This window comes from Teichococcus aerophilus (assembly GCF_014490485.1).
Lineage (GTDB): Bacteria > Pseudomonadota > Alphaproteobacteria > Acetobacterales > Acetobacteraceae > Pseudoroseomonas > Pseudoroseomonas aerophila.
Window position 1 is genome coordinate 1 of the sequence record NZ_JACTVA010000009.1, and the last position, 19,344, is coordinate 19,344.

18 protein-coding genes are annotated in these 19,344 nt (G+C 69.1%); 16 read left to right on the top strand and 2 right to left on the bottom strand.

Features of this window, described 5'->3' with window-relative positions:
- Window positions 1–114: 114 nt before the first annotated feature.
- From IBL26_RS07175 to IBL26_RS07230, 12 genes are all read left to right on the top strand, one after another.
- Window positions 115–543: a hypothetical protein gene (locus tag IBL26_RS07175; RefSeq protein ID WP_187783796.1), complete on the top strand. Its 429-nt coding sequence runs from the start codon at window positions 115–117 to the stop codon at window positions 541–543.
- Entirely contained in the window at window positions 540–1,913 is a 1,374-nt protein-coding gene (gene tolB / locus IBL26_RS07180) for a Tol-Pal system beta propeller repeat protein TolB (RefSeq protein WP_187783797.1), read from the top strand. Before IBL26_RS07175 ends, tolB begins: the two co-directional genes overlap by 4 nt.
- A 139-nt stretch (window positions 1,914–2,052) precedes the next feature.
- Window positions 2,053–2,544, top strand: a complete 492-nt coding sequence (gene pal, locus IBL26_RS07185) for a peptidoglycan-associated lipoprotein Pal (protein WP_187783798.1) — start codon at window positions 2,053–2,055, stop codon at window positions 2,542–2,544.
- Window positions 2,545–2,700: 156 nt separating this feature from the next.
- Entirely contained in the window at window positions 2,701–3,567 is an 867-nt protein-coding gene (locus IBL26_RS07190) for a tol-pal system YbgF family protein (protein ID WP_187783799.1), read from the top strand.
- Window positions 3,568–3,612: 45 nt separating this feature from the next.
- The gene (gene tilS, locus IBL26_RS07195) at window positions 3,613–4,827 is read left to right on the top strand and encodes a tRNA lysidine(34) synthetase TilS (protein ID WP_187783800.1); all 1,215 of its coding nucleotides are present in this window, start codon (window positions 3,613–3,615) and stop codon (window positions 4,825–4,827) included.
- A gap of 112 nt (window positions 4,828–4,939) precedes the next feature.
- Window positions 4,940–6,868, top strand: coding sequence for an ATP-dependent zinc metalloprotease FtsH (ftsH, locus tag IBL26_RS07200; protein WP_187783801.1), 1,929 nt, complete (start codon window positions 4,940–4,942; stop codon window positions 6,866–6,868).
- A gap of 95 nt (window positions 6,869–6,963) precedes the next feature.
- The gene (gene folP, locus IBL26_RS07205; RefSeq protein ID WP_187783802.1) at window positions 6,964–8,022 is read left to right on the top strand and encodes a dihydropteroate synthase; all 1,059 of its coding nucleotides are present in this window, start codon (window positions 6,964–6,966) and stop codon (window positions 8,020–8,022) included.
- 260 nt (window positions 8,023–8,282) lie between these two features.
- Window positions 8,283–9,659, top strand: coding sequence for a phosphoglucosamine mutase (gene glmM / locus IBL26_RS07210; protein ID WP_187783803.1), 1,377 nt, complete (start codon window positions 8,283–8,285; stop codon window positions 9,657–9,659).
- Window positions 9,659–10,474 carry a bifunctional hydroxymethylpyrimidine kinase/phosphomethylpyrimidine kinase gene (thiD, locus tag IBL26_RS07215; RefSeq protein WP_187783804.1) on the top strand — a complete coding sequence of 272 codons (816 nt, stop codon included), beginning with the start codon at window positions 9,659–9,661 and terminating at the stop codon, window positions 10,472–10,474. The genes glmM and thiD overlap by 1 nt, the downstream gene beginning before the upstream one ends.
- A gap of 181 nt (window positions 10,475–10,655) precedes the next feature.
- On the top strand, window positions 10,656–11,516 hold the full coding sequence (locus IBL26_RS07220; RefSeq protein ID WP_187783805.1) for a PhzF family phenazine biosynthesis protein: 861 nt from the start codon (window positions 10,656–10,658) through the stop codon (window positions 11,514–11,516).
- A 116-nt stretch (window positions 11,517–11,632) separates the two neighbouring features.
- On the top strand, window positions 11,633–12,820 hold the full coding sequence (locus tag IBL26_RS07225; protein WP_187783909.1) for a phosphoserine transaminase: 1,188 nt from the start codon (window positions 11,633–11,635) through the stop codon (window positions 12,818–12,820).
- 148 nt (window positions 12,821–12,968) lie between these two features.
- Window positions 12,969–13,898, top strand: coding sequence for a DMT family transporter (locus tag IBL26_RS07230; protein WP_187783806.1), 930 nt, complete (start codon window positions 12,969–12,971; stop codon window positions 13,896–13,898).
- A 222-nt stretch (window positions 13,899–14,120) separates the two neighbouring features.
- Here the strand turns inward: IBL26_RS07230 and IBL26_RS07235 are convergent, their stop codons facing one another.
- Entirely contained in the window at window positions 14,121–14,891 is a 771-nt protein-coding gene (locus tag IBL26_RS07235) for an SDR family NAD(P)-dependent oxidoreductase (protein ID WP_187783807.1), read from the bottom strand.
- A gap of 111 nt (window positions 14,892–15,002) precedes the next feature.
- Window positions 15,003–15,905, bottom strand: coding sequence for a GntR family transcriptional regulator (locus IBL26_RS07240; protein ID WP_187783808.1), 903 nt, complete (start codon window positions 15,903–15,905; stop codon window positions 15,003–15,005).
- A 220-nt stretch (window positions 15,906–16,125) separates the two neighbouring features.
- Between IBL26_RS07240 and IBL26_RS07245 the strand changes: the two genes are divergently transcribed.
- Genes IBL26_RS07245 through IBL26_RS07260 form a run of 4 tightly spaced genes read left to right on the top strand, consistent with a single transcriptional unit; the run spans window position 16,126 to window position 19,322 of the window.
- Window positions 16,126–17,259, top strand: coding sequence for a mannitol dehydrogenase family protein (locus tag IBL26_RS07245; protein WP_187783809.1), 1,134 nt, complete (start codon window positions 16,126–16,128; stop codon window positions 17,257–17,259).
- Window positions 17,256–17,939 carry an amino acid ABC transporter permease gene (locus IBL26_RS07250; protein WP_187783810.1) on the top strand — a complete coding sequence of 228 codons (684 nt, stop codon included), beginning with the start codon at window positions 17,256–17,258 and terminating at the stop codon, window positions 17,937–17,939. Before IBL26_RS07245 ends, IBL26_RS07250 begins: the two co-directional genes overlap by 4 nt.
- Window positions 17,940–17,956: 17 nt before the next feature.
- The gene (locus IBL26_RS07255) at window positions 17,957–18,610 is read left to right on the top strand and encodes an amino acid ABC transporter permease (protein ID WP_187783811.1); all 654 of its coding nucleotides are present in this window, start codon (window positions 17,957–17,959) and stop codon (window positions 18,608–18,610) included.
- On the top strand, window positions 18,594–19,322 hold the full coding sequence (locus tag IBL26_RS07260; RefSeq protein WP_187783812.1) for an amino acid ABC transporter ATP-binding protein: 729 nt from the start codon (window positions 18,594–18,596) through the stop codon (window positions 19,320–19,322). The genes IBL26_RS07255 and IBL26_RS07260 overlap by 17 nt, the downstream gene beginning before the upstream one ends.
- Window positions 19,323–19,344 lie beyond the last annotated feature (22 nt).

Genomic DNA, 19,344 nt, shown 5'->3' on the forward strand with positions numbered 1-19,344 from the left:
ACGCCGCCCTTGCCGCTGCCACCGCCGCCCGTGCCGCCGCCGCCGACGCCAAGCCAGACGGCGGGCACCGGCCAGACGCCGCCCGTGCAGCGCCCGGCCGAGCGCAGCACCAGCGTGCAGAACACGCTGGACCGCCTGCGCGCCGCCCAGCAGCAGAATGAACCGCCGCGCGCCCGTGCCAGCACCTCTGGCGGCCGCCCGGCCGCCGGAGGTGGCGCGCCGACGGGCAATGCCCTGCTCAGCCAGGGAGAGATCCGTGGCGTCGCCGACCGCATCAGCGAATGCTGGTCCGTCGATGCCGGGATGATGGGGCTTGACCAGATCGTGGTCGATCTCCAGGTCGATATCGACGCAGGCGGAACGATCCGCAACGTAAGGGCGCCCCGTGGCGTTCCGAGCGACCCGCGGGCGCGCGCGGTGTTCGAAAGTGCGCGCCGCGCGCTTCTGGACCCGAAATGCAGCCCGCTGCCCATTCCCCGCGAGAAGATGCAGACGTTGAACAGCTCGATCTTCCGCTTCAATCCGAGGGGCTTGATCCGATGACCATTCCGTTGTTCTCCCGCCGTGTTGCCCTGCTGGGCGGCGCGGGACTTCTCGCCGCCCCGGCCATCGTCCGCGCCCAGGGGGCGCCGGCGGCGCCCGCCGGTGCCGCCGGGCAGGTCATCGACATCAACCGCGCCCGCACCGATCCTATCCCGATCGCGCTGCCCGATTTCGCCGGCAGCTCGCCCGCCGCGCAGCAGCTCGGGCAGAACATTACCCGGGTGATCTCCAACAACCTGAAGAATTCCGGCCTGTTCCGCCCGGTGGACCGCGCCGCCTTCATCCAGTCGCCGGAAGCCGCCGCGGCGACGCCGCGATTCCAGGACTGGCGCGTCGTCGGCGCCCAGGCGCTGGTGACCGGCCGCGCAGAGCCGCAGGGCGACCGCTCCCGCATCGAATTCCGCCTGTGGGAAGTGAACTCCGAGCAGCAGTTGCAGGGCACCGCCTACACCGCCAACGCCGCCAACTGGCGGCAGATCGCGCACGTCATCTCGGACGTGATCTATGAGCGGATGCTGGGCGAGAAGGGCTATTTCGACACCCGCATCGTCTATGTGGCGGAGAGCGGCCCGCGTGACCGCCGCAACCGCCGGCTGGCGATCATGGACCAGGATGGCGAGAACAACCGCTTCCTGACCGACGGCAACTTCCAGGCCCTCTCGCCCCGCTTCCATCCGAATGCGCGGCAGATCGCCTTCATGTCCTACGCCAACAACAACCCGCGCGTGTTCCTGTTCAACCTGGATAGCGGCCGGCAGGAAGTGCTGGGCAATTTCCAGGGCATGACGCTCTCTCCCCGCTTCAGCCCGGATGGGCGGAACGTGGTGCTTTCCTCCACCCGTGGCGGCGATGCCAACATCTTCGTGGTGGACCTGGCCTCGCGGCGGGAGCGGCAGCTGACCTCCGGCGGCGGGCTGGACGTCTCGCCCTGCTATTCGCCGGATGGCACGCAGATCGTCTTCAACTCTGACCGGGGCGGCGACCAGCAGCTCTACATCATGGACGCGAATGGCGGCGGCGCGCGCCGCATCTCCTTTGGCAACGGCCGCTATGCCACACCGGTCTGGTCCCCGCGCGGCGACCTGATCGCCTTCACCCGCATGGGTGGCGGTCGCTTCGCCATCGGCGTGATGCGTCCGGACGGTTCCGGCGAGCGCATCCTGTCCGAAGGCTGGTCGATGGAGAGCCCGAGCTTCGCGCCGAATGGACGTGTCCTGACCTTCTATCGCGAAAGTCAGGCCCGCGACTCGCGTGGCGGCGGCTATTCTTCCCGCCTGTCGATGATCGACATCGCCGGCTTCAACGAGCGGCAGGTGATCACGCCGACGGATGCGAGCGAGCCGAACTGGTCGCCACTTCTGTCGTCCTGACGGGAAGATTTGCGTGCGGCGCGATTAATTTTGTTCTGGAATGCAACCAATCGGGACCTTGGCGCTTTCCTGCCTTGAACAAGCCTTAATCCGGGCCTATCGCGCCGCAAAATCGATCTGCCATGAAGGAATCGAAATGATGAATACCAAGCTCCTTGGCGCTCTCGCCGCCGCCGCCCTGCTCTCCGCCTGCGCGAGCGAGGACAACTCCGCCGCCACCACCGGCGCCGGTGCGGGTTCGGGCGCCAGCTCCAACATGGCTGGCAGCGTTCGCCCGGGCAGCCAGGAAGACCTGGTCGCCAACGTTGGCGACCGCGTGTTCTTCGCGCTGGACCGTTCCACCGTGGCTGCTGACCAGCGCCCCGTGCTGGACCGCCAGGCCGCCTGGCTGGCGCAGTACCCGCAGGTCCAGGTCACCCTGGAAGGCCACGCCGATGAGCGCGGCACCCGCGAGTACAACCTGGCCCTCGGCCAGCGCCGTGCGAACTCCGCGCGGGACGTGCTGGTCGCCCAGGGCGTGTCCGGCAGCCGCCTGAGCACGATCTCCTACGGCAAGGACCGTCCGGCTGCCCTCGGCTCCAACGAGGAAGCCTGGGCGCAGAACCGCCGCGCCGTGACGGTGGTGCGCTGAACGCAGCGATCTGATCCTCGCGGCGTTGACGCGGGGTTGAGAGGCTGAAAAGAAAGCGGCGGCTTCCGTTCATCCGGGGCCGCCGTTTTTTATTGTAGATGTCGTCCACCCACCCGCCGCCACCGGGGAGGGTTCCAGCCGCAAGGATAGGCCCCCATGCTCCGCAAGCTTCTTCTCGCCGCGCCGCTGCTGCCCCTGTTGATGGCGGCGCCAGCGATGGCGCAGATGGACAGCCGTGAAGGCATCGCCTTGCAGAACCAGATCCTGCAGCTGAGGCAGGAGATGGAGCAGCTGCGCCGCAGCGGTGGCAGCAGCCTGGGCGGCCCGGTCATCACCGCGCCGTCCGGCCGTGGCGGTGCGCCTTCCGAGCTGACGGGCCAGTTGCTGGACCGGGTGAACCAGCAGGATGACGAGCTGCGCCGGGTACGTGGCCGCGTCGATGAGCTGGAGTTCCGCAACCGCACCTTGCAGCAGCAGCTGGAGAAGCTGCAGGGCGACATGGATTACCGCATGCAGCAGCTGGAAGGCGGCGGTGGCGGTCGTTCGGCTCCGGTGGCGCCTGCGGCCCCGGCGCAATCTGGCAGCCTGGGCGGTGCGGCCCCCGCTGCTGCGGCGGCAGGCGGTGCCGCCGCGGCGCCCCGCACGGCGGAGCGCGCGCTGGCCGATGGCCAGGCGGCGCTAGGCCGGCGTGACTATGCTGCAGCCGAGGCCGCGGCGCGCGAGGTAGTGGCCAGCCGTAATACGGCGCGCAGCCAGGATGCGCAGCTGCTGCTGGGCGGCGCGCTTTTGGGCAAGCGGGATTTCCCCAACGCCGCCCTGGCCTTTGACGACGCCTACAAGCGCAACCGGCAATCCGCCCGGGCGCCGGAAGCGATGATCGGGCTGGCCAACTCCTTCATCGGCCTGAATGCCAAGCGCGAGGCGTGCGAGACGCTGGACAATCTGCGTAGCGAGTTTCCGCGCCTGTCCGGCGGCCTGGCCGACCGGGCGGCCGATGCCCGCCGGCGTGGCAGCTGCCGCTAAGGCACTGCGCCGCCAGCCTGCGGTGATGCCGCCGGTGAGGGTGGCGTGACCGGCGAAGCACCGCTTTCGGCGGCGGAGTTCGCGGCGCTGATGGCGCCGCTGGGGCCATTCGGTCCGGCGCCTCGTTTGGCCGTCGGCGTCTCCGGTGGCCCGCATTCCCTGGCACTGATGCTGCTGGCCAGCGCCTGGGCCAGGGCGCGGGGCGGCGAGGCCGTTGCCCTGGTCGTGGATCACGGCCTGCGCCCCGGCAGCGACGCCGAGGCTGCCTGGGCCGCTGGCTTGCTGCGGCAGCAGGGCATGCCGGCCGAGATCCTCACCCTGGCCCTGCCCGGCGGTGCTGCCATCCAGGAGCGTGCGCGTGCCGGGCGGCTGGAGGCGATGCTGGACCGCTGCGCGGCGCTCGGCCTGCCCTGGCTGCTGCTGGGGCAGCACCAGGCCGATCAGGCCGAGACCGTGCTGTTCCGCGCTTTGCGTGGTAGCGGTGCCGCCGGGCTGGCCGGCATGGCCGCCGCGCGGCCGGAGCCTGCCGCCTTGCTGTTACGGCCGCTGCTGCCGGTAGCACCGGTGCGGCTGGAGGTGTTGCTGGCTGCACGCGGCATCGTGCCGTTGCGGGACCCTTCCAACACCCATCCGCGCTTCGCCCGGGCCCGGCTACGCGCCGCGCTGGCGGACCCGGAGGGGCAGGGCGCCGGCACCCAGGCGCTGGCCGCCGCCGCCACGGCCTTCGCTTGCCGGCGGGATCGCGCCCAGGAAGCGCTGACGACGAGGCTGGCGGCCGCGCTGCGCCTGCGCCCTGAGGGCTACGCCATGCTGGATGCGGCCGCGCTGGGGCAGGACGACGTCGCCCGTGCCGCCCTGGCCGCCCTGCTGCGGCTGCTCTCCGGCGAGGAGCATGCGCCGCCCGAAGCCGCCGTGGCCCGGCTGCTGGCCCAGGGCCAGGGCACGCTGCATGGGGTGCAATGGGCGGCCGGGTTGTTGTGCCGCGAACCCGCCGCCTGCGCTCCACCGCTGCCCGCCTCGCCTGGGGCGGTGTGGGATGACCGCTGGCAGGTGGACGTCGTGCCGGAAGGGCTGGAGGTCGGTGCGCTGGGCGCGGCCTCGGCGGCGCTGGCGCGGCGGGAGCGGCGCGGATTGCCGGCGCGGGTGCTGGCCGGGCTGCCGGCGTTGAGGCGGGCGGGTGCGGTGGTAGGTGTGCCGGTGCTCGGGCTCGGAACGGCGGCGGAACTGACTTTCGCCCCCCGCGGCGGCCCGTTAGGCTAGGATTATCATACGCCGGGCTAGATGAATTGCGCGACATGGTTTGAGAACGCGACTTGACGCCCTATCTTGTGTGGGCGCCGGGCGTGCCTGGCGATCGGATGGGAACCCTACGGTGAATAATTTCGGCCGCAATCTGGCGCTCTGGGTGATCGTGGCGCTGCTGCTCGTGGCGCTGTTCAATCTGTTCCAGCCCAATTCCTCTAACCGCCAGGCCGGTCAGCAGGTCGCGTACAGCGACTTCCTGAACGAGGTGAATGGCGGCCGCGTCCGTGACGTGACCATTCAGGGGCGTACCCTGACCGGTCAGCTGTCCGACGGCCGCAGCTTCAGCACCTACACGCCGGAAGACCCGACCCTGGTCAGCAAGCTGACGGACAAGGGCGTCCGCGTCGTCGCGCGGCCGGAGGAGAGCGACGTCAACCCGCTCTTCCACTACCTGCTCTCCTGGTTCCCGATGCTGCTGCTGATCGGCGTCTGGGTGTTCTTCATGCGACAGATGCAGGGCGGCGGCGGGCGGGCCATGGGCTTCGGCAAGTCCAAGGCCAAGCTGCTGACGGAAAAGCAGGGCCGCGTGACGTTCGAGGACGTCGCGGGCATCGAGGAAGCCAAGGGCGAACTCGAGGAGATCGTTGACTTCCTGCGGGACCCGCAGAAATTCCAGCGCCTCGGCGGCAAGATCCCCAAGGGCGTGCTGCTGGTCGGCCCCCCGGGCACCGGCAAGACGCTGCTGGCCCGCGCCATCGCCGGCGAGGCCAACGTGCCGTTCTTCACCATCTCGGGCTCCGACTTCGTGGAGATGTTCGTCGGCGTCGGCGCCAGCCGCGTGCGCGACATGTTCGAGCAGGGCAAGAAGAACGCACCGTGCATCATCTTCATCGATGAGATCGACGCCGTGGGCCGCCATCGTGGCGCCGGTCTTGGCGGCGGCAACGACGAGCGTGAGCAGACCCTCAACCAGATGCTGGTCGAGATGGACGGCTTCGAGGCGAATGAGGGCGTGATCCTGATCGCCGCCACCAACCGCCCGGACGTGCTGGACCCCGCGCTGCTGCGCCCCGGCCGCTTCGACCGCCAGGTGGTGGTGCCGAACCCGGACGTGCAGGGCCGCGAGAAGATCCTGCGCGTGCACATGCGCAAGGTTCCGCTGGCGTCGGACGTCGACCCGAAGACCATCGCGCGCGGCACCCCGGGTTTCTCCGGCGCCGACCTCGCCAACTTGGTCAACGAAGCGGCGCTGCTGGCGGCCCGTACCGGCCGCCGCACCGTCGGCATGCATGAGTTCGAGCAGGCCAAGGACAAGGTCATGATGGGCGCCGAGCGCCGGTCGCTGGTCATGTCCGACGATGAGAAGCAGATGACGGCCTATCATGAGGCCGGCCACGCCCTGGTGGCGCTGCATGAGCCGGAATGCGACCCGGTGCACAAGGCGACCATCATTCCGCGCGGCCGCGCCCTGGGTCTGGTCATGTCCCTGCCGGCCGGTGACCGCTACTCCAAGCACAAGTCCAAGCTGAAGGCCGAGCTGGCGATGGCGATGGGCGGCCGTGTGGCTGAGGAGCTGATCTTTGGCCCGGACAAGGTCTCCAACGGCGCCAGCGGCGACATCAAGATGGCGACGAACCAGTCGCGCATGATGATCACCGAGTGGGGCATGAGCGAGAAGCTCGGCATGATTGCCTATGGCGACAACAGCCAGGAGGTCTTCCTCGGCCATTCCGTGACGCAGGCGAAGAACGTGTCCGAAGCCACGGCGCGGGAGATCGACAGCGAAGTGCGGGCGATGATCGATGAGGCCTATGCCCGCGCTAAGCACATCCTGCAGGTGAATATCGAGGAACTGCACGCGGTGGCGAAGGGTCTGCTGGAGCATGAGACGCTCTCCGGCGACGAGATCCGCCAGGTGATGAAGGGCGAGCCGATCGTGCGGAACCGCCCGGATGAGCCGGTGCAATCCGGCCGTGGCAGCGTGCCGACCTCGGGCCGGCCGCAGGCGCCGCGTCCGGATGGCGGTCTGAACCCGTCGCCGCAGCCCGGCCTCTGACGGGACGGGCGTTCCGCACCGGCCCGGATTTGCGCTAAAGAGAATGGCCCCGGAAACGGGGCCTTTTTTCATGGCGAGCGGGGAGAGCGGCCAGGATGGCGGAACGCTGGTTGGAGCCCTTGGGCCTGTTGCACGGCCCGGCCGCGTTCCATGCCGTCCGCGCCGGCCATGCGTTGCCGCTGGCGGGCGGCCCGGCCTCCTTCTCCCTGTTGCGGTTGATCGAGGGCGGGCAGGAGCAGGGCATCCACCCGGTGGCCGACCTGCCCGAGGGGTGGGAGGACCTGCTGCCTGCGCTGACCCGCCGGCCCTTGCCCTTCGCTGGCCTGCCGCATGACCGCCCGCTGGTGATGGGCATCCTGAACGTGACGCCGGACAGCTTCTCCGATGGCGGCAAGCATCTGGATGTGAAGGCGGCGGTGGCCGCCGGCCACGCCATGCTGGAAGCTGGGGCGGACATCCTGGACATTGGCGGGGAAAGCACCCGCCCGGGCGCCGCTGCCGTGACGGCGGAGGACGAGATCGCCCGCATCCTGCCCGTGGTGCGGCAACTGGCGACGGCGGCGGTGGTCAGCGTCGATACCCGCTACGCCGCCACCATGCAGGCGGTGCTGGATGCGGGGGCGGAGATCGTCAACGACATCTCCGCGCTGCGGCAGGATGCGAAGTCGGTCAGGGTGGTGCAGGAGAGCCGGGCGCCGGTGGTGCTCATGCATATGCCGGCGTTGGACCTGCGCCGCATGCATGAGGCCACCGGGTATGAGGACGTGGTGCTGGATGTCGCCCGCTTCCTGCGCCAGCGGGTGGAAACGGCGGAGGCACTGGGCATTGCCCGCGGGCGGATCGTGGTTGACCCCGGCATCGGCTTCGGCAAGACGCGGGAGCAGGACCTGCTGCTGCTGAACCGCCTGCCGCTGCTGGCCGGCATTGGTTGCCGGGTGCTGGTCGGGGCGTCCCGCAAGCGGCTGGTGGGTTGGGTGACGGGGACGGAGCTGCCGGCGGAGCGGGTGGCCGGCAGCGTCGCCGTGGCGTTGGCGGCGGCGGCGGCCGGGGCCAGCATCCTGCGGGTGCACGATGTGGCGGAGACGGTGCAGGCGCTGCGGATGTGGAAGGCCTGTGCCGATGGCGCCGTGCCGCAGCCGGCGGAGGCGGGGTGAATGGACGGCCCTGGCCGTCCCGCTAGAGCGTCCTGCCTGGGCGCCCATGGTAATCCGCGAGCGCCGGCCAGTGGTGGAACGTGTAAAATGCGCCAGATTAAAACGCTGGCGAAACTGCCGGACTCTTTGGACACTCAATCTTTGGACGCCCGTTCCAGGGAACCAGCCGGGGTCGCCAGCGACCCCGCGATAAGAACACCGGAGGCTGCGGCGACCTGATGGCTCAGAAGCAGCGGAAACGACAAGAAAGGACTGCGGGGATGACCGACGCCGTGCGCCGCCTCTTCGGCACCGATGGAATCCGGGGCGTGGCCAACCGTGCGCCGATGGATGCACTGACCGCGCTGCGGCTGGGCCAGGCGGCCGGCTACTTCTTCAGCCGTGGCGCGCACCGGCACCGGGTGGTGATCGGCAAGGACACCCGTCTCTCGGGCTACATGCTGGAACCGGCGCTGACGGCGGGCTTCGTCGGCGCCGGGATGGACGTGGTGCTGGTCGGGCCGTTGCCGACGCCGGCCATCGCGTTGCTGACCCGCAGCCTGCGGGCGGATTTGGGCGTGATGATCTCCGCCAGTCACAACCCGTTCGAGGATAACGGCATCAAGCTGTTCGGCCCGGACGGCCTCAAGCTGTCCGACGCGCAGGAGATGGAGATCGAAGCGCTGATGGCGCAGGACCCGGTGGGCCTGGTGGCGCCCTCCCGCCTCGGTCGCGCCAGCCGGCTGGACGATGCGCCCGGCCGCTATATCGAAGCTGTGAAGGCCAGCTTCCCCAAGGGGCGCAGCCTGGCCGGCCTGCGCATCGTCGTCGATTGCGCGCATGGCGCCGCGTACAAGGTGGCGCCGACGGTGCTGTGGGAGTTGGGGGCCGAGGTGGTCTCCATCGGCGTCTCACCGGACGGCTTCAATATCAACAAGGAATGCGGCTCCACCGCGCCCGGTCGGCTTGCGGAGCTGGTGCGGGAGCGGCGGGCTGACCTCGGCATCGCGCTGGATGGCGATGCCGACCGGTTGGTGCTGGTGGACGAGCAGGGCCAGGTGATCGACGGCGACCAGATCCTGGCGACGGTCGCGGAATCCTGGGCGGCGCAGGGGCGGCTGAACGGCACCTCGGTGGTGGCGACGGTGATGTCCAACCTGGGGCTGGAGCGCTTCCTGGAAAGCCGGGGCCTGAACCTGCTGCGGACCAAGGTGGGGGACCGCTATGTCTCCGAGCGCATGCGGGAGACCGGGGCCAATCTGGGCGGCGAGCAGTCGGGCCACATGATCCTCAGCGATTTCGGCACCACGGGGGACGGGCTGGTGGCCGCCCTGCAGGTGCTGGCGGTGCTGGGCGAGCAGAAGCAGCCGGCCAGCGAAGCCTGCCGCCGCTTCACCCCGCTGCCGCAGCGCCTGGTGAATGTCCGCTACAACGGGCTCAGCCCGCTGGGCGATGCCGGGGTGAAGGAGGCGATCGCCGCCGCCGAGACCCGGCTGGGTCATCGCGGCCGCGTGCTGATCCGCCCCAGCGGGACCGAGCCGCTGATCCGCGTGATGGCGGAGGCGGAGGAGGAAGGCATGGTCGAGGAGACGGTGGAATCGCTGGCCGCGCTGATCCGCGCCCGGGCCGCCGCGCTGCCGATGAAGGTGGAGGGCTGATGCAAGGCCGCGTGCTGATCGTCGCCGGGTCTGATTCCGGCGGCGGGGCGGGAATCCAGGCGGACATCAAGGCCTGCGCTGCCATGGATGCCTATTCGGCCACGGCCATCACCGCGCTGACGGCGCAGGACACGCTGGGGGTGCATGGCGTGCACCCGGTGCCGCTGGAGTTCGTCCGGCAGCAGATCCGCCTCTCGCTGCGGGATATCGGGGCGGACGCGATCAAGACCGGCATGCTGGGCGATGCCGCCACGATCGATGCCGTGTGCGATGCGCTGGCGGAGGATGGGCCGGGCATCCCGCTGGTGGCCGACCCGGTGATGGTGGCGAAGGGCGGCAGCAACCTGCTGGCGCCGGATGCGGTGGAAACGCTGAAGCGCCGCCTGCTGCCGATGGCCCATCTGCTGACGCCGAACATCCCGGAGGCCGAGGTGATCTCCGGCCTGCGCATCACCGGGCTGGAGGAGATGCGCGCGGCGGCGCAGGTGATGCTGCGCCTGGGCGTGCCGGCCGTGCTGCTGAAAGGCGGCCACCTGGAAGGCGAGCGCCTGCTGGACCTGCTGGCAACGCCGGAGGACGAGGTGGTGTTCGAAAGCACGCGGATACCCAGCCGCCACACCCATGGCACCGGCTGCACCCTGGCTTCGGCCATCGCGGCCGGGTTGGCGCAGGGCATGGCGCTGCGGGATGCCGTGGCGCGCGGCCGCGCCTTCGTGCAGGCGGCGTTGCGGACGGCGCCAGGGCTAGGGCAGGGGCATGGCCCACTGAACCATGGCGTGACGGTCGACCCCGATCGGATCGCCGCGCTGGCGTAAAGGCGACGGCCTCGCGCCCAGGATTGGTCGTGGCGGCCTTATCGGGCGAGTCTCGCCCGGTACCGCCCGGGCTATTCAGGCGAAGCGTGGACGCGGCCCTGTCATGCTCTCACGGAGGCTTCGCGTCCGCCCGCGCTCTGGCAAGCTGCATTCTTGTTGCAGTGCAGGAAGGGATGGCGCGATGTTCCGACATACGCCGGTGCGGCTCACGACCTACACGGTCGATGCCTTCGCCGATCGCCCGTTCGCCGGCAATCCGGCCGTGGTCGTGCCGCTGCAATCCTGGCTGCCGGATGCGCTGATGCAGGCGATGGCGGCCGAGCACAATGTGAGCGAGACGGCCTTCTTCGTCGCCGACGGGCCGGGCCAGTGGCACCTGCGCTGGTTCAACCCGAAGGTGGAGGTGCCGATTTGCGGCCACGCCACCCTGGCCACCGCCTTCGTGCTGGTGCACGAGCTGGGTGCGCCGGCCCCGCTGCGCTTCCGTACCCAGGCCGGCATCCTCAGCGTGTCCCGCGATGCCGACCGCTTCGTGCTGGATTTCCCGGCCAATGTGCCGGAATGGACGCATCGCTCGCCGCCCGGCCTGGCTGCGGCGCTGGGCGCGGTGCCGCGCGAGGTGTGGAAGGCGCGGGACTGGATCTGCCTGTTCGACAATGCGGAGACGGTACGGGCGCTGACGCCCGACCACGCGCGCATTGCCAGCCTGAGCGACCCGATGCAGGGCGGGCAGGCACGCGTCATTGTCACCGCTGCGGCGGATGACGGAGTGCACGATATCGAATCCCGCTACTTCGCCGCCCGGGTCGGCGTGAACGAGGACCCGGTGACCGGCATGGCGCATACCCAGCTGGTGCCGTTCTGGGCCAGGCGCCTGGGCAAGACCACGCTGGTCTGCCGCCAGTCCAGCCCGCGTGGCGGTACGCTGTGGTGCGACTTGGCGGGGGACCGTGTCCGCCTCGGTGGCCATGCCGTGCTCTATGCGCGCAGCGAGGTCTGCCTGCCGGCCGAGCGCTTGATCGCGCAGCCCCTGAGCGCCTAGAGCATGATGCGCGCGCACCGAACCAGCCTGTCTGGCCTGATCGTACCATCGGGGCTGGTGGCGTTCCGCCGCCGGTACGCCCCGGCCCGTCTTCCAGAAGAACCGAGTTGAACGCCATGTCGCAGCAGAACCCGATGCCCAACCGTCGCCCGGCGAACCCCAACTTCGCTTCCGGCCCCTGTGCCAAGCGCCCGGGTTGGTCCGTCGCGGCGCTGGAGCCGGCGTTGACCGGCCGCAGCCACCGGGCACCGGCGCTGAAGGCCCGGCTGGCCGAGGTGATCGACCGCTCCGCTGCCCTGCTGGGCATGCCGGAAGGCTGGCGTCTGGGCATCGTCCCGGCTTCCGACACCGGCGCGGTGGAGATGGCGCTGTGGTCGCTGCTGGGTCCGCGCGGCGTGGACGTGCTGGCTTGGGAAAGCTTCTCGGGCGAGTGGGCCACCGACATCACGAAACAGCTGAAGCTGCCCGACGTGCGGCTGCTGCAGTCCGGCTACGGCGCCCTGCCGGATTTGGCCGAGGTGTCGTGGGACCGGGACGTGGTGTTTGTCTGGAACGGTACCACCAGCGGCGTGCGGCTGCCTTCGGCCGATTGGATCGCCGATGACCGGCAGGGGCTGGCCATCTGCGACGCGACCTCCGCCGCCTTCGCCATGGAACTGCCATGGGACAAATTGGATGTGGTGACGTGGTCATGGCAGAAGGTGCTGGGGGGTGAGGCCGCGCACGGCATGCTGGCGCTTTCCCCCCGCGCGGTGGCACGGCTGGAGAGCCATAGCCCCGCCTGGCCGCTGCCGAAGATCTTCCGCCTGACCAAGGGAGGCAAGCTGATCGAGGGCATCTTCAAGGGCGACACCATCAACACGCCTTCGATGCTGTGCGTCGAGGATGCGCTGGACGGGCTGCGCTGGGCCGAGCAGGTTGGCGGCCTGAAGGGGCTGGTCGCGCGATCCGAGGCCAATCTGGCGACGATTGCCCGGTGGCTGGACGGGCATGACAGCCTGGCCTTCCTGGCCGAGCGGCCGGAGACGCGGTCTTGCACCTCGATTTGCCTGAAGATCACCGCGCCCTGGTTCACCGCGCTGACGGCGGATGGGCAGGCGGCGGCGGCCAAGGTGCTCTCCAGTCTGCTGGAGAAAGAGGGTGCCGGGCTGGATACCGCGCCCTACCGCGATGCGCCGCCGGGCCTGCGCATCTGGGGTGGCGCGACGGTGGAGACCGCGGACATCGCCGACCTGCTGCCCTGGGTCGATTGGGCACTGGCCGAGGTGGCCGCGCAGTTCGCCCCCGCGGGGCAGGCTGCCTAATCCCGGCAGAAGAATCTTCGCCCGAACCGCGATTCCCGACGGCAGGTTGTTCTGCCGGGCGGCGTTGATGGCTGGAGTTCAGTAAGAATCCCTGACGTATATGCCGTAGCCTCTTCGCATTGCACCACAGTGCGAAGAGGCCCGGCCGATGCGACTTCCCTTTGCGACGACGGACGGGACGGGCCGCTGGGGCGTGGTGTTCCTGTTCCTGTGCGCACCGTTGCTCTTCGCCGCCAATATGCTGGGTGCTCGTTGGCTGAGCGGCACCGTGCCGCCGCTGACCCTGGCCACCGGCCGCTGGGCCGTGGCGGCCCTGCTGCTGCTGCCAGTGGTCTGGCCGGCGCTGCGGCGCAACGGGCTGGGCGGCGTGCCACTGCCGCAACTTCTTCTGCTGGTGATGCTGGGCGGTGTGCTGAGCGTGGCGCCGCAATACGGCGCCGCCAGCTACACCTCGGCCGGTAACATCGCGCTGTTGGCGGCGCTGACGCCGCTGATGGTCGCCATCATTGAACGGGTCGTCTGGGGCGTTGCGCTGCGCCCGGCCATGCTGGCCGGCATCGCCTGCGCCTTCTGTGGCATCGCCATCGCCACCTTCCGCGGCGACGTGCAGGCGCTGCTGCGGCTGGAGGTGAACCCGGGCGACGTGCTGATGCTGTTCGCCATCCTCGCCTGGTCTGGCTACACGGCGCTGCTGCGGCACCGGCCGGTGGCGTTGCCGCCGCTGGTGCTGTTGTGGGTGGTGGCGGCCGGTGGCGCCCTGTGCCTGCTGCCGCTGGCGCTGCTGGAATGGGGCAATGCCGGGATGCCGCCGCTGAGCGGCCGGGCCATGGGCGGCATGCTGTTCCTGGGGCTGATCGCCGGTGTCGGCGCCTATGGCGTGTACGGCCGGGTGGTCAGCCTGGTTGGCGCGGCGCGGGCCAGTATGTCGATGTACCTGGTGCCGGCCTACGCGCTGGGGCTGGGCTCCCTGCTGCTGGGCGAGAGCCTGCAGCCGTACCATGCCGTCTCGATGGCCCTGGTGCTCAGTGGCGTGGCGATCGGGACGTTTCAGCCTCGCGCGGCGGCGCGGGCGCGTTGAGCGGCAGGCGGTGGAGAGGTCGGGGACACTTCACCGCCTGCCTTAGACCCTCTGGTGGGGGGGAGGGTAAAGACCGGACAGCCCCGGGGGTATGGGGGTAGGGCTGCGCGGCGCTGGCAGGACAGTAAGCTTGGCCATTGCGCGGGGCAACCCGTAACGCCAACCTCGATTCAGAGTTTCTGTATTATTAAAGAAATTTGATCGTGCCCGCGGGACGGCGTCTCAGGTCCAGCCACCATCCACCACGAATTCCTGGGCGGAGCACATGGCGGAGGCGTCCGAGGCCAGGAACAGCGCCATATCGGCGATATGCGCGGGCATCACGCGGCCTGCCAGCGCCTGGCCGGCATCGATCTCCTTCTCCGCCTCCGGCGTCACCCAATGGGTCAGCTGGCGTTCCGTCATCACCCAGCCGGGCACCAGGGTGTTGGCGCGGATGTGTTGCTTGCCATAGTCCCGCGCCAGGCTGCGCGTCAGGCCCTGCACCGAGGCCTTGGCCATGGTGTAGGCCGCCATGCCGCCCTGGCGCAGCTTCCAGCTGACCGACCCGAAATTGACGATGGAGCCGCCGCCGGCCCGCTGCATCTGTGGCAGCACCGCCTGGGCGGCGAAGAACATCGGCCGCTGGTTGATGGCGATGCGGTCGTCCCAGAACTCCGGGGTCACGTCCTCGGTCTTGTGGCGCTGGTCGTTGGCCGCGTTGTTCAGCAGCACCGTGACGTCGCCATGCGCGGCGCGGGCCTGTTCGATCGCGGCGCGGAGGGCGGCGATGTCGCGGATGTCGCAGCGGATGAACAGCGGGGCGTGGGTGGCGCCGGGGGAGAGCTGGGCGACCAGGGCCTGGCTGGCGTCCTCGGCGATGTCGACGAAGGCGACGCGGCTGCCCTGGGCAGTGAAGGCAGCGGTCAGCGCGGCGCCGATGCCGCTGCCGCCGCCGGTGATGAAGACGCTGCGGCCGGCGAGATCCGGATAGAGAGCAGTTTGCTGCGGCACTGGGTGTTCCCTCGGGATACGGGCCCTTCTGGTGCTGGCCCTTGGTGGCACCCGTATCCTAGGCGGCGCCTGCCGGGGGAGGGAAGCAACAACGCTGCGCGCGGCCGTGCCTCAGGCCCGCAGCGGGCCGTCGGTGATGGAGCGCAGCATGGTGGCGCGCGCGGTCTTGAGGTGGGCGCGGCACTTGGCGTCGATCAGCCGCAGGTCCCGGCTGCGCAGGGCGGCGATATAGGCCAGGTGTTCGTGGATGGCGGCGATGTTGCGCTCCTTTTCGTCCGCCTTGTTCCACTGGTAGTGGTAATGGAAGATGATCGAGATGACGTCGTAGAACTCCTGCATGAAGCGGTTGCAGGATGCGTCGTGGATCAGCCGGTGCAGTTGCTCGTCCAGCCGGGAGAAATCGCGGAAGCGGGTGTCGATCTGCGCCAGCAGGATGTGGTGCTGGCGCTCGATCTCATCCAGCTGCGCCCAGGCGGGCGAGCGGTCCGACAATTCGACGAAGCGGAGGGCGGAGCGCAGTTCGAACATCTCGCGGATCTCGTAGATCTCCGCTGCGAATTCCGGTGTCACGCCCTTGAAGATCCAGCCCGAGTTCCGGTGCCGCTCCAGCAGGCCGAAATGGATGAAATGCGTCAGGTACTCGCGGATCGCCGTGGTGGAGGTGCCGAACTGCCGCGCGAGTTCGGACGCGTTGACGGTCTGGCCGGGGCGGCAGTCGCCGTTCAGCACCCAGTCCATGAAGCGGCGTTCCACCAGCTCGGCCACCGTTTCGGTCTGCGGCTCGGGAAAGTAGTCGGCTTCCTCCGGGTGGCGGCGCAGGCAGCGGCGCAGGCCGTCCGTGGCCAGGATACCGTGCTCGACCAGTGAGGCGAGGACAGCGCGCACGGTGGTGCGGCTGACATCCAGTCCCTGCGCCAGCTCGGCCTCGGAGCAGGCCCATTCCCCCAGGGGGCGGGCGGCCAGCAGGGTGAGACAGCGGTTATAGGCCCGCTTGTAGATCGTATTGGCTTTCATGGCGCTTCTGTTTGCTCCCGTGGCCATGAAACACGGCGGGAACGGAGCCGTCCACTCCCCTCGTTACGGTTCTTTGCACATTAAAGACCAGTTGACAGGCCGGGGCGCATCAGTTCTTTATGTTTAAGGAGACAAAAGCAACAATCTTTCCTGGAGAGGACGTGTCCACGATTCCCCCTTGCATGACCGTGTCCGTGTGCGCGCGCCTGTTGGCCTGCGCATGAGCGGCCGTATCCTTCAGTTCGGCACCAGCCGGTTCCTGCAGGCGCATGTCGCCCTGTTCGTGCATGAAGCACGCCAGGGCGGGCAGCAGGCCGGCCCCATCACGGTCGTGCAGGCCTCCGGTTCGGCGGACCGGGCCGGGCGCGTGGCCGCCTTCGGCGCGCCCGAGGGCTATCCCGTCATTATCCGCGGCGTCGAGAACGGCGTGGCGGTGGACCGCACCGTCACCGTCACCAGCGTCGATGCCGGGATCTCCGCCGCGCGGGACTGGGCGGAGCTGGTGCGCGTGTTCGCCACCGAAGCCGCCTACGTCGTCTCCAACATGGGTGATACCGGCTACGATGTCGGCGATGCCGACCGGGGGCCGCAATTGCTGGATGGCCGCGTTCCGGCATCCTTCCCGGGCAAGCTGACGGCGTTGCTGTTCCAGCGCTGGCAGGCCGGCGGCGCCGCGCTGACGGTGCTGCCCTGCGAACTGGTGAACCGTAACGGCCAGGTACTGCAGGCCGCCGTGATCGCCCTGGCCGGGCAGGCGGGCGCGCCGGAGGCCTTCACCGCCTGGCTGCGCGATGGCGTCATCTGGGCCGACACGCTGGTGGACCGCATCGTCTCCCAGCCGCTGGAACCGATCGGCGCCGTGGCCGAGCCCTATGCGATCTGGGTGATCGAGCGCCGCCCTGGGCTGGTGCCGCCGTGCGAACACCCCAGCATCGTCCTGGCCGATGACCTGGAGCCGTTCGAGCGGCTGAAGCTGCACATCCTGAACCTGGGCCACAGCGTGCTGGCGGATCTGTGGAAGCGGGAAGGGCGCCCGGCGGGCGAGACGGTGCGGGAAATCCTCGCCGACCCCGCCATCCGCGCCCGGTTGGACGCGCTGTACCGGGATGAGGTTGTGCCCGGCTTCGCGTTGCGTGGCATGGGCACGGAGGCGGAAGCCTATGTGGCGACCACGCTGGACCGTTTCCTCAACCCGTTCCTCGACCATCGCATCGCCGATATCGCGCAGAACCATGTGACCAAGGTGGAGCGGCGTATCGCCGCCTTCCTGGACTGGGCGGCCGAGGCTGGTGAACACCAGGCGCCGGTGCTTCAGGCCGTGGTGGCGCGCAACCTGACGGGAGGCGCCGCATGACCTATGAGTTCGACTTCTCCTCCCTGCTGCCGTACTGGCGGGAATTCGCGGAAGGCGTGTGGCTGACGCTGCAGCTCTCCGCCATTTCCACCGTGCTGGGCTTCGTCGGCGGCGCGCTCTGCGCCATCGCCCGCGCTGATGGGCCGCCCTGGCTGCAGCGCGTCGTCGGCGCCTATGTGGAGGTCATCCGCAACACGCCGCTGCTGGTGCAGGTCTTCCTGGTGTATTTCGGCATCGCCATCCTCGGCATCCGGATCGACGCCAACCTCGCCGCCGTGCTCGCGCTGGTCGTCAACGTGGTCGCCTATACCTGCGAGATCATGCGCGCCGGCATCCAGTCCGTGCACAAGGCGCAGATCGAGGCGGCGGACTGCCTCGGCCTGACCAAGACGCAGACCTACTGGCACGTCGTGCTGCGCCCGGCGATCGAGCGGGTCTATCCCGCCCTGGTGTCGCAATACGTGCTGCTGATGCTGGCTTCCTCCATCACCTCGCAGATCTCGGCGGAGGAACTGACGGCGGTGGCCAACCGCATCCAGTCCGACACCTTCCGTTCCTTCGAGACCTATATCGTCGTCGGCCTGCTGTATCTCGCGCTGTCCTTCGTCGTGCGTGGCGCCTTCTCGGTCTTCGGCATGCTGGTGTTCACCCGCCGCCGCAGGCTCGGCACGCCGTTGTAAGCAGGGAGCATCGCATCATGCCAACATTCGGCTTCAACCATGTCGAGTTCCTGCTCGTCGCCGCGTTGTGGACGCTGGGGCTGTCCGCCATCGCCTTCATCGGCGGCGGCATCCTCGGCTTCGTCATCGCCCTGGCGCGGGTGTCCAGCAGCGCACTGGTGCGCGGGCTGGCCGGTGCCTATGTCCGCATCGTGCAGGGCACGCCGCTGCTGATCCTGCTGTTCCTGATCTATTTCGGCCTCGCCATCGTCGGCTTCAACAACCTGCCGGCCATCATCGCCGCCGGCGCCGGGCTGGTGATCTATTCCTCCGGCTTCCTTGGCGAGATCTGGCGCGGTTGCATCGAGAGCGTGCCGAAGACGCAGTGGGAGGCCGCCGAGTGCCTGGCCATGACGCGCTGGCAGCGGATGACACGCGTCATCCTGCCGCAGGCGGCGCGCATCGCCACGGCGCCGACGGTGGGCTTCCTGGTGCAGATCATCAAGAACACCTCGCTGGCCTCGGTGGTCGGGTTCGTGGAGCTGTCGCAGGCCGGCAAGCTGATCAACAACTCGACCTTCCAGCCCTTCATCGTCTTCATCACCGTCGCGGTGATCTACTTCCTCATCTGCTATCCGCTCTCGGCTTGGAGCCGCGGGCTGGAAAGGAGGCTCAATGTCGGCCGTCGTTAAGCTGTCCAACGTCCATAAGAGCTTTGGCGCGCTGAAGGTGCTGGACGGCGTGTCGTTCGAGGTCAACCGCGGCGAAGTGGTCGCGGTGATCGGCCAGTCCGGCTCCGGCAAGTCCACCGCGCTGCGCTGCATCAATGCGCTGGAGACGATCGAGCAGGGCTCGATCGAGGTCTGCGGCCATGCGATTCACAGCGACAAACTGGACAAGCGTGCTTTGCGCCTCGACGTCGGCATCGTGTTCCAGAGCTACAACCTGTTCCCGCACCTGACGGCCGAGCAGAACATCATGCTGGCGCCGACCTGCGTGCGGAAGCTGGGCAAGAAGGAAGCGAAGGACCTGGCGCGCGAATGCCTGGCCCGCGTCGGCCTGGCCGAGAAGGCGGACCACTATCCAGAGCAGCTATCCGGCGGCCAGCAGCAGCGCGTGGCCATCGCCCGCAGCCTGGCGATGCAGCCGAAGGTGATGCTGTTCGACGAAGTGACCTCGGCGCTCGACCCGCAACTGACGGGCGAGGTGCTGAAGGTGATGGAGGATCTGGCGCGCGGTGGCATGACCATGATCCTGGTCACGCACGAGATGAGCTTCGCGCGGAAGGTGGCAACCAACGTCATCTACATGCGTCAGGGCAAGGTCTGGGAGACGCTGCCCGGCCACCAGCTGGAGAACCCCAGCACGCCCGAGCTGCGCGAATTCGTCGGCAGCGAGCTGTAATTTTTCAAGAGAGAGGAAGACA

Bases quoted from the DNA above. Each gene is read 5' to 3' on its own strand.
- tolB (WP_187783797.1), top strand. From the start codon at position 540: ATGACCATTCCGTTGTTCTCCCGCCGTGTTGCCCTGCTGGGCGGCGCG.
- pal (WP_187783798.1), top strand. From the start codon at position 2,053: ATGAATACCAAGCTCCTTGGCGCTCTCGCCGCCGCCGCCCTGCTCTCC.
- IBL26_RS07190 (WP_187783799.1), top strand. From the start codon at position 2,701: ATGCTCCGCAAGCTTCTTCTCGCCGCGCCGCTGCTGCCCCTGTTGATG.
- folP (WP_187783802.1), top strand. From the start codon at position 6,964: ATGGCGGAACGCTGGTTGGAGCCCTTGGGCCTGTTGCACGGCCCGGCC.
- glmM (WP_187783803.1), top strand. From the start codon at position 8,283: ATGACCGACGCCGTGCGCCGCCTCTTCGGCACCGATGGAATCCGGGGC.
- thiD (WP_187783804.1), top strand. From the start codon at position 9,659: ATGCAAGGCCGCGTGCTGATCGTCGCCGGGTCTGATTCCGGCGGCGGG.
- IBL26_RS07220 (WP_187783805.1), top strand. From the start codon at position 10,656: ATGTTCCGACATACGCCGGTGCGGCTCACGACCTACACGGTCGATGCC.
- IBL26_RS07225 (WP_187783909.1), top strand. From the start codon at position 11,633: ATGTCGCAGCAGAACCCGATGCCCAACCGTCGCCCGGCGAACCCCAAC.
- IBL26_RS07230 (WP_187783806.1), top strand. From the start codon at position 12,969: ATGCGACTTCCCTTTGCGACGACGGACGGGACGGGCCGCTGGGGCGTG.
- IBL26_RS07240 (WP_187783808.1), bottom strand. From the start codon at position 15,905: ATGAAAGCCAATACGATCTACAAGCGGGCCTATAACCGCTGTCTCACC.
- IBL26_RS07245 (WP_187783809.1), top strand. From the start codon at position 16,126: ATGAGCGGCCGTATCCTTCAGTTCGGCACCAGCCGGTTCCTGCAGGCG.
- IBL26_RS07250 (WP_187783810.1), top strand. From the start codon at position 17,256: ATGACCTATGAGTTCGACTTCTCCTCCCTGCTGCCGTACTGGCGGGAA.
- IBL26_RS07255 (WP_187783811.1), top strand. From the start codon at position 17,957: ATGCCAACATTCGGCTTCAACCATGTCGAGTTCCTGCTCGTCGCCGCG.
- IBL26_RS07260 (WP_187783812.1), top strand. From the start codon at position 18,594: ATGTCGGCCGTCGTTAAGCTGTCCAACGTCCATAAGAGCTTTGGCGCG.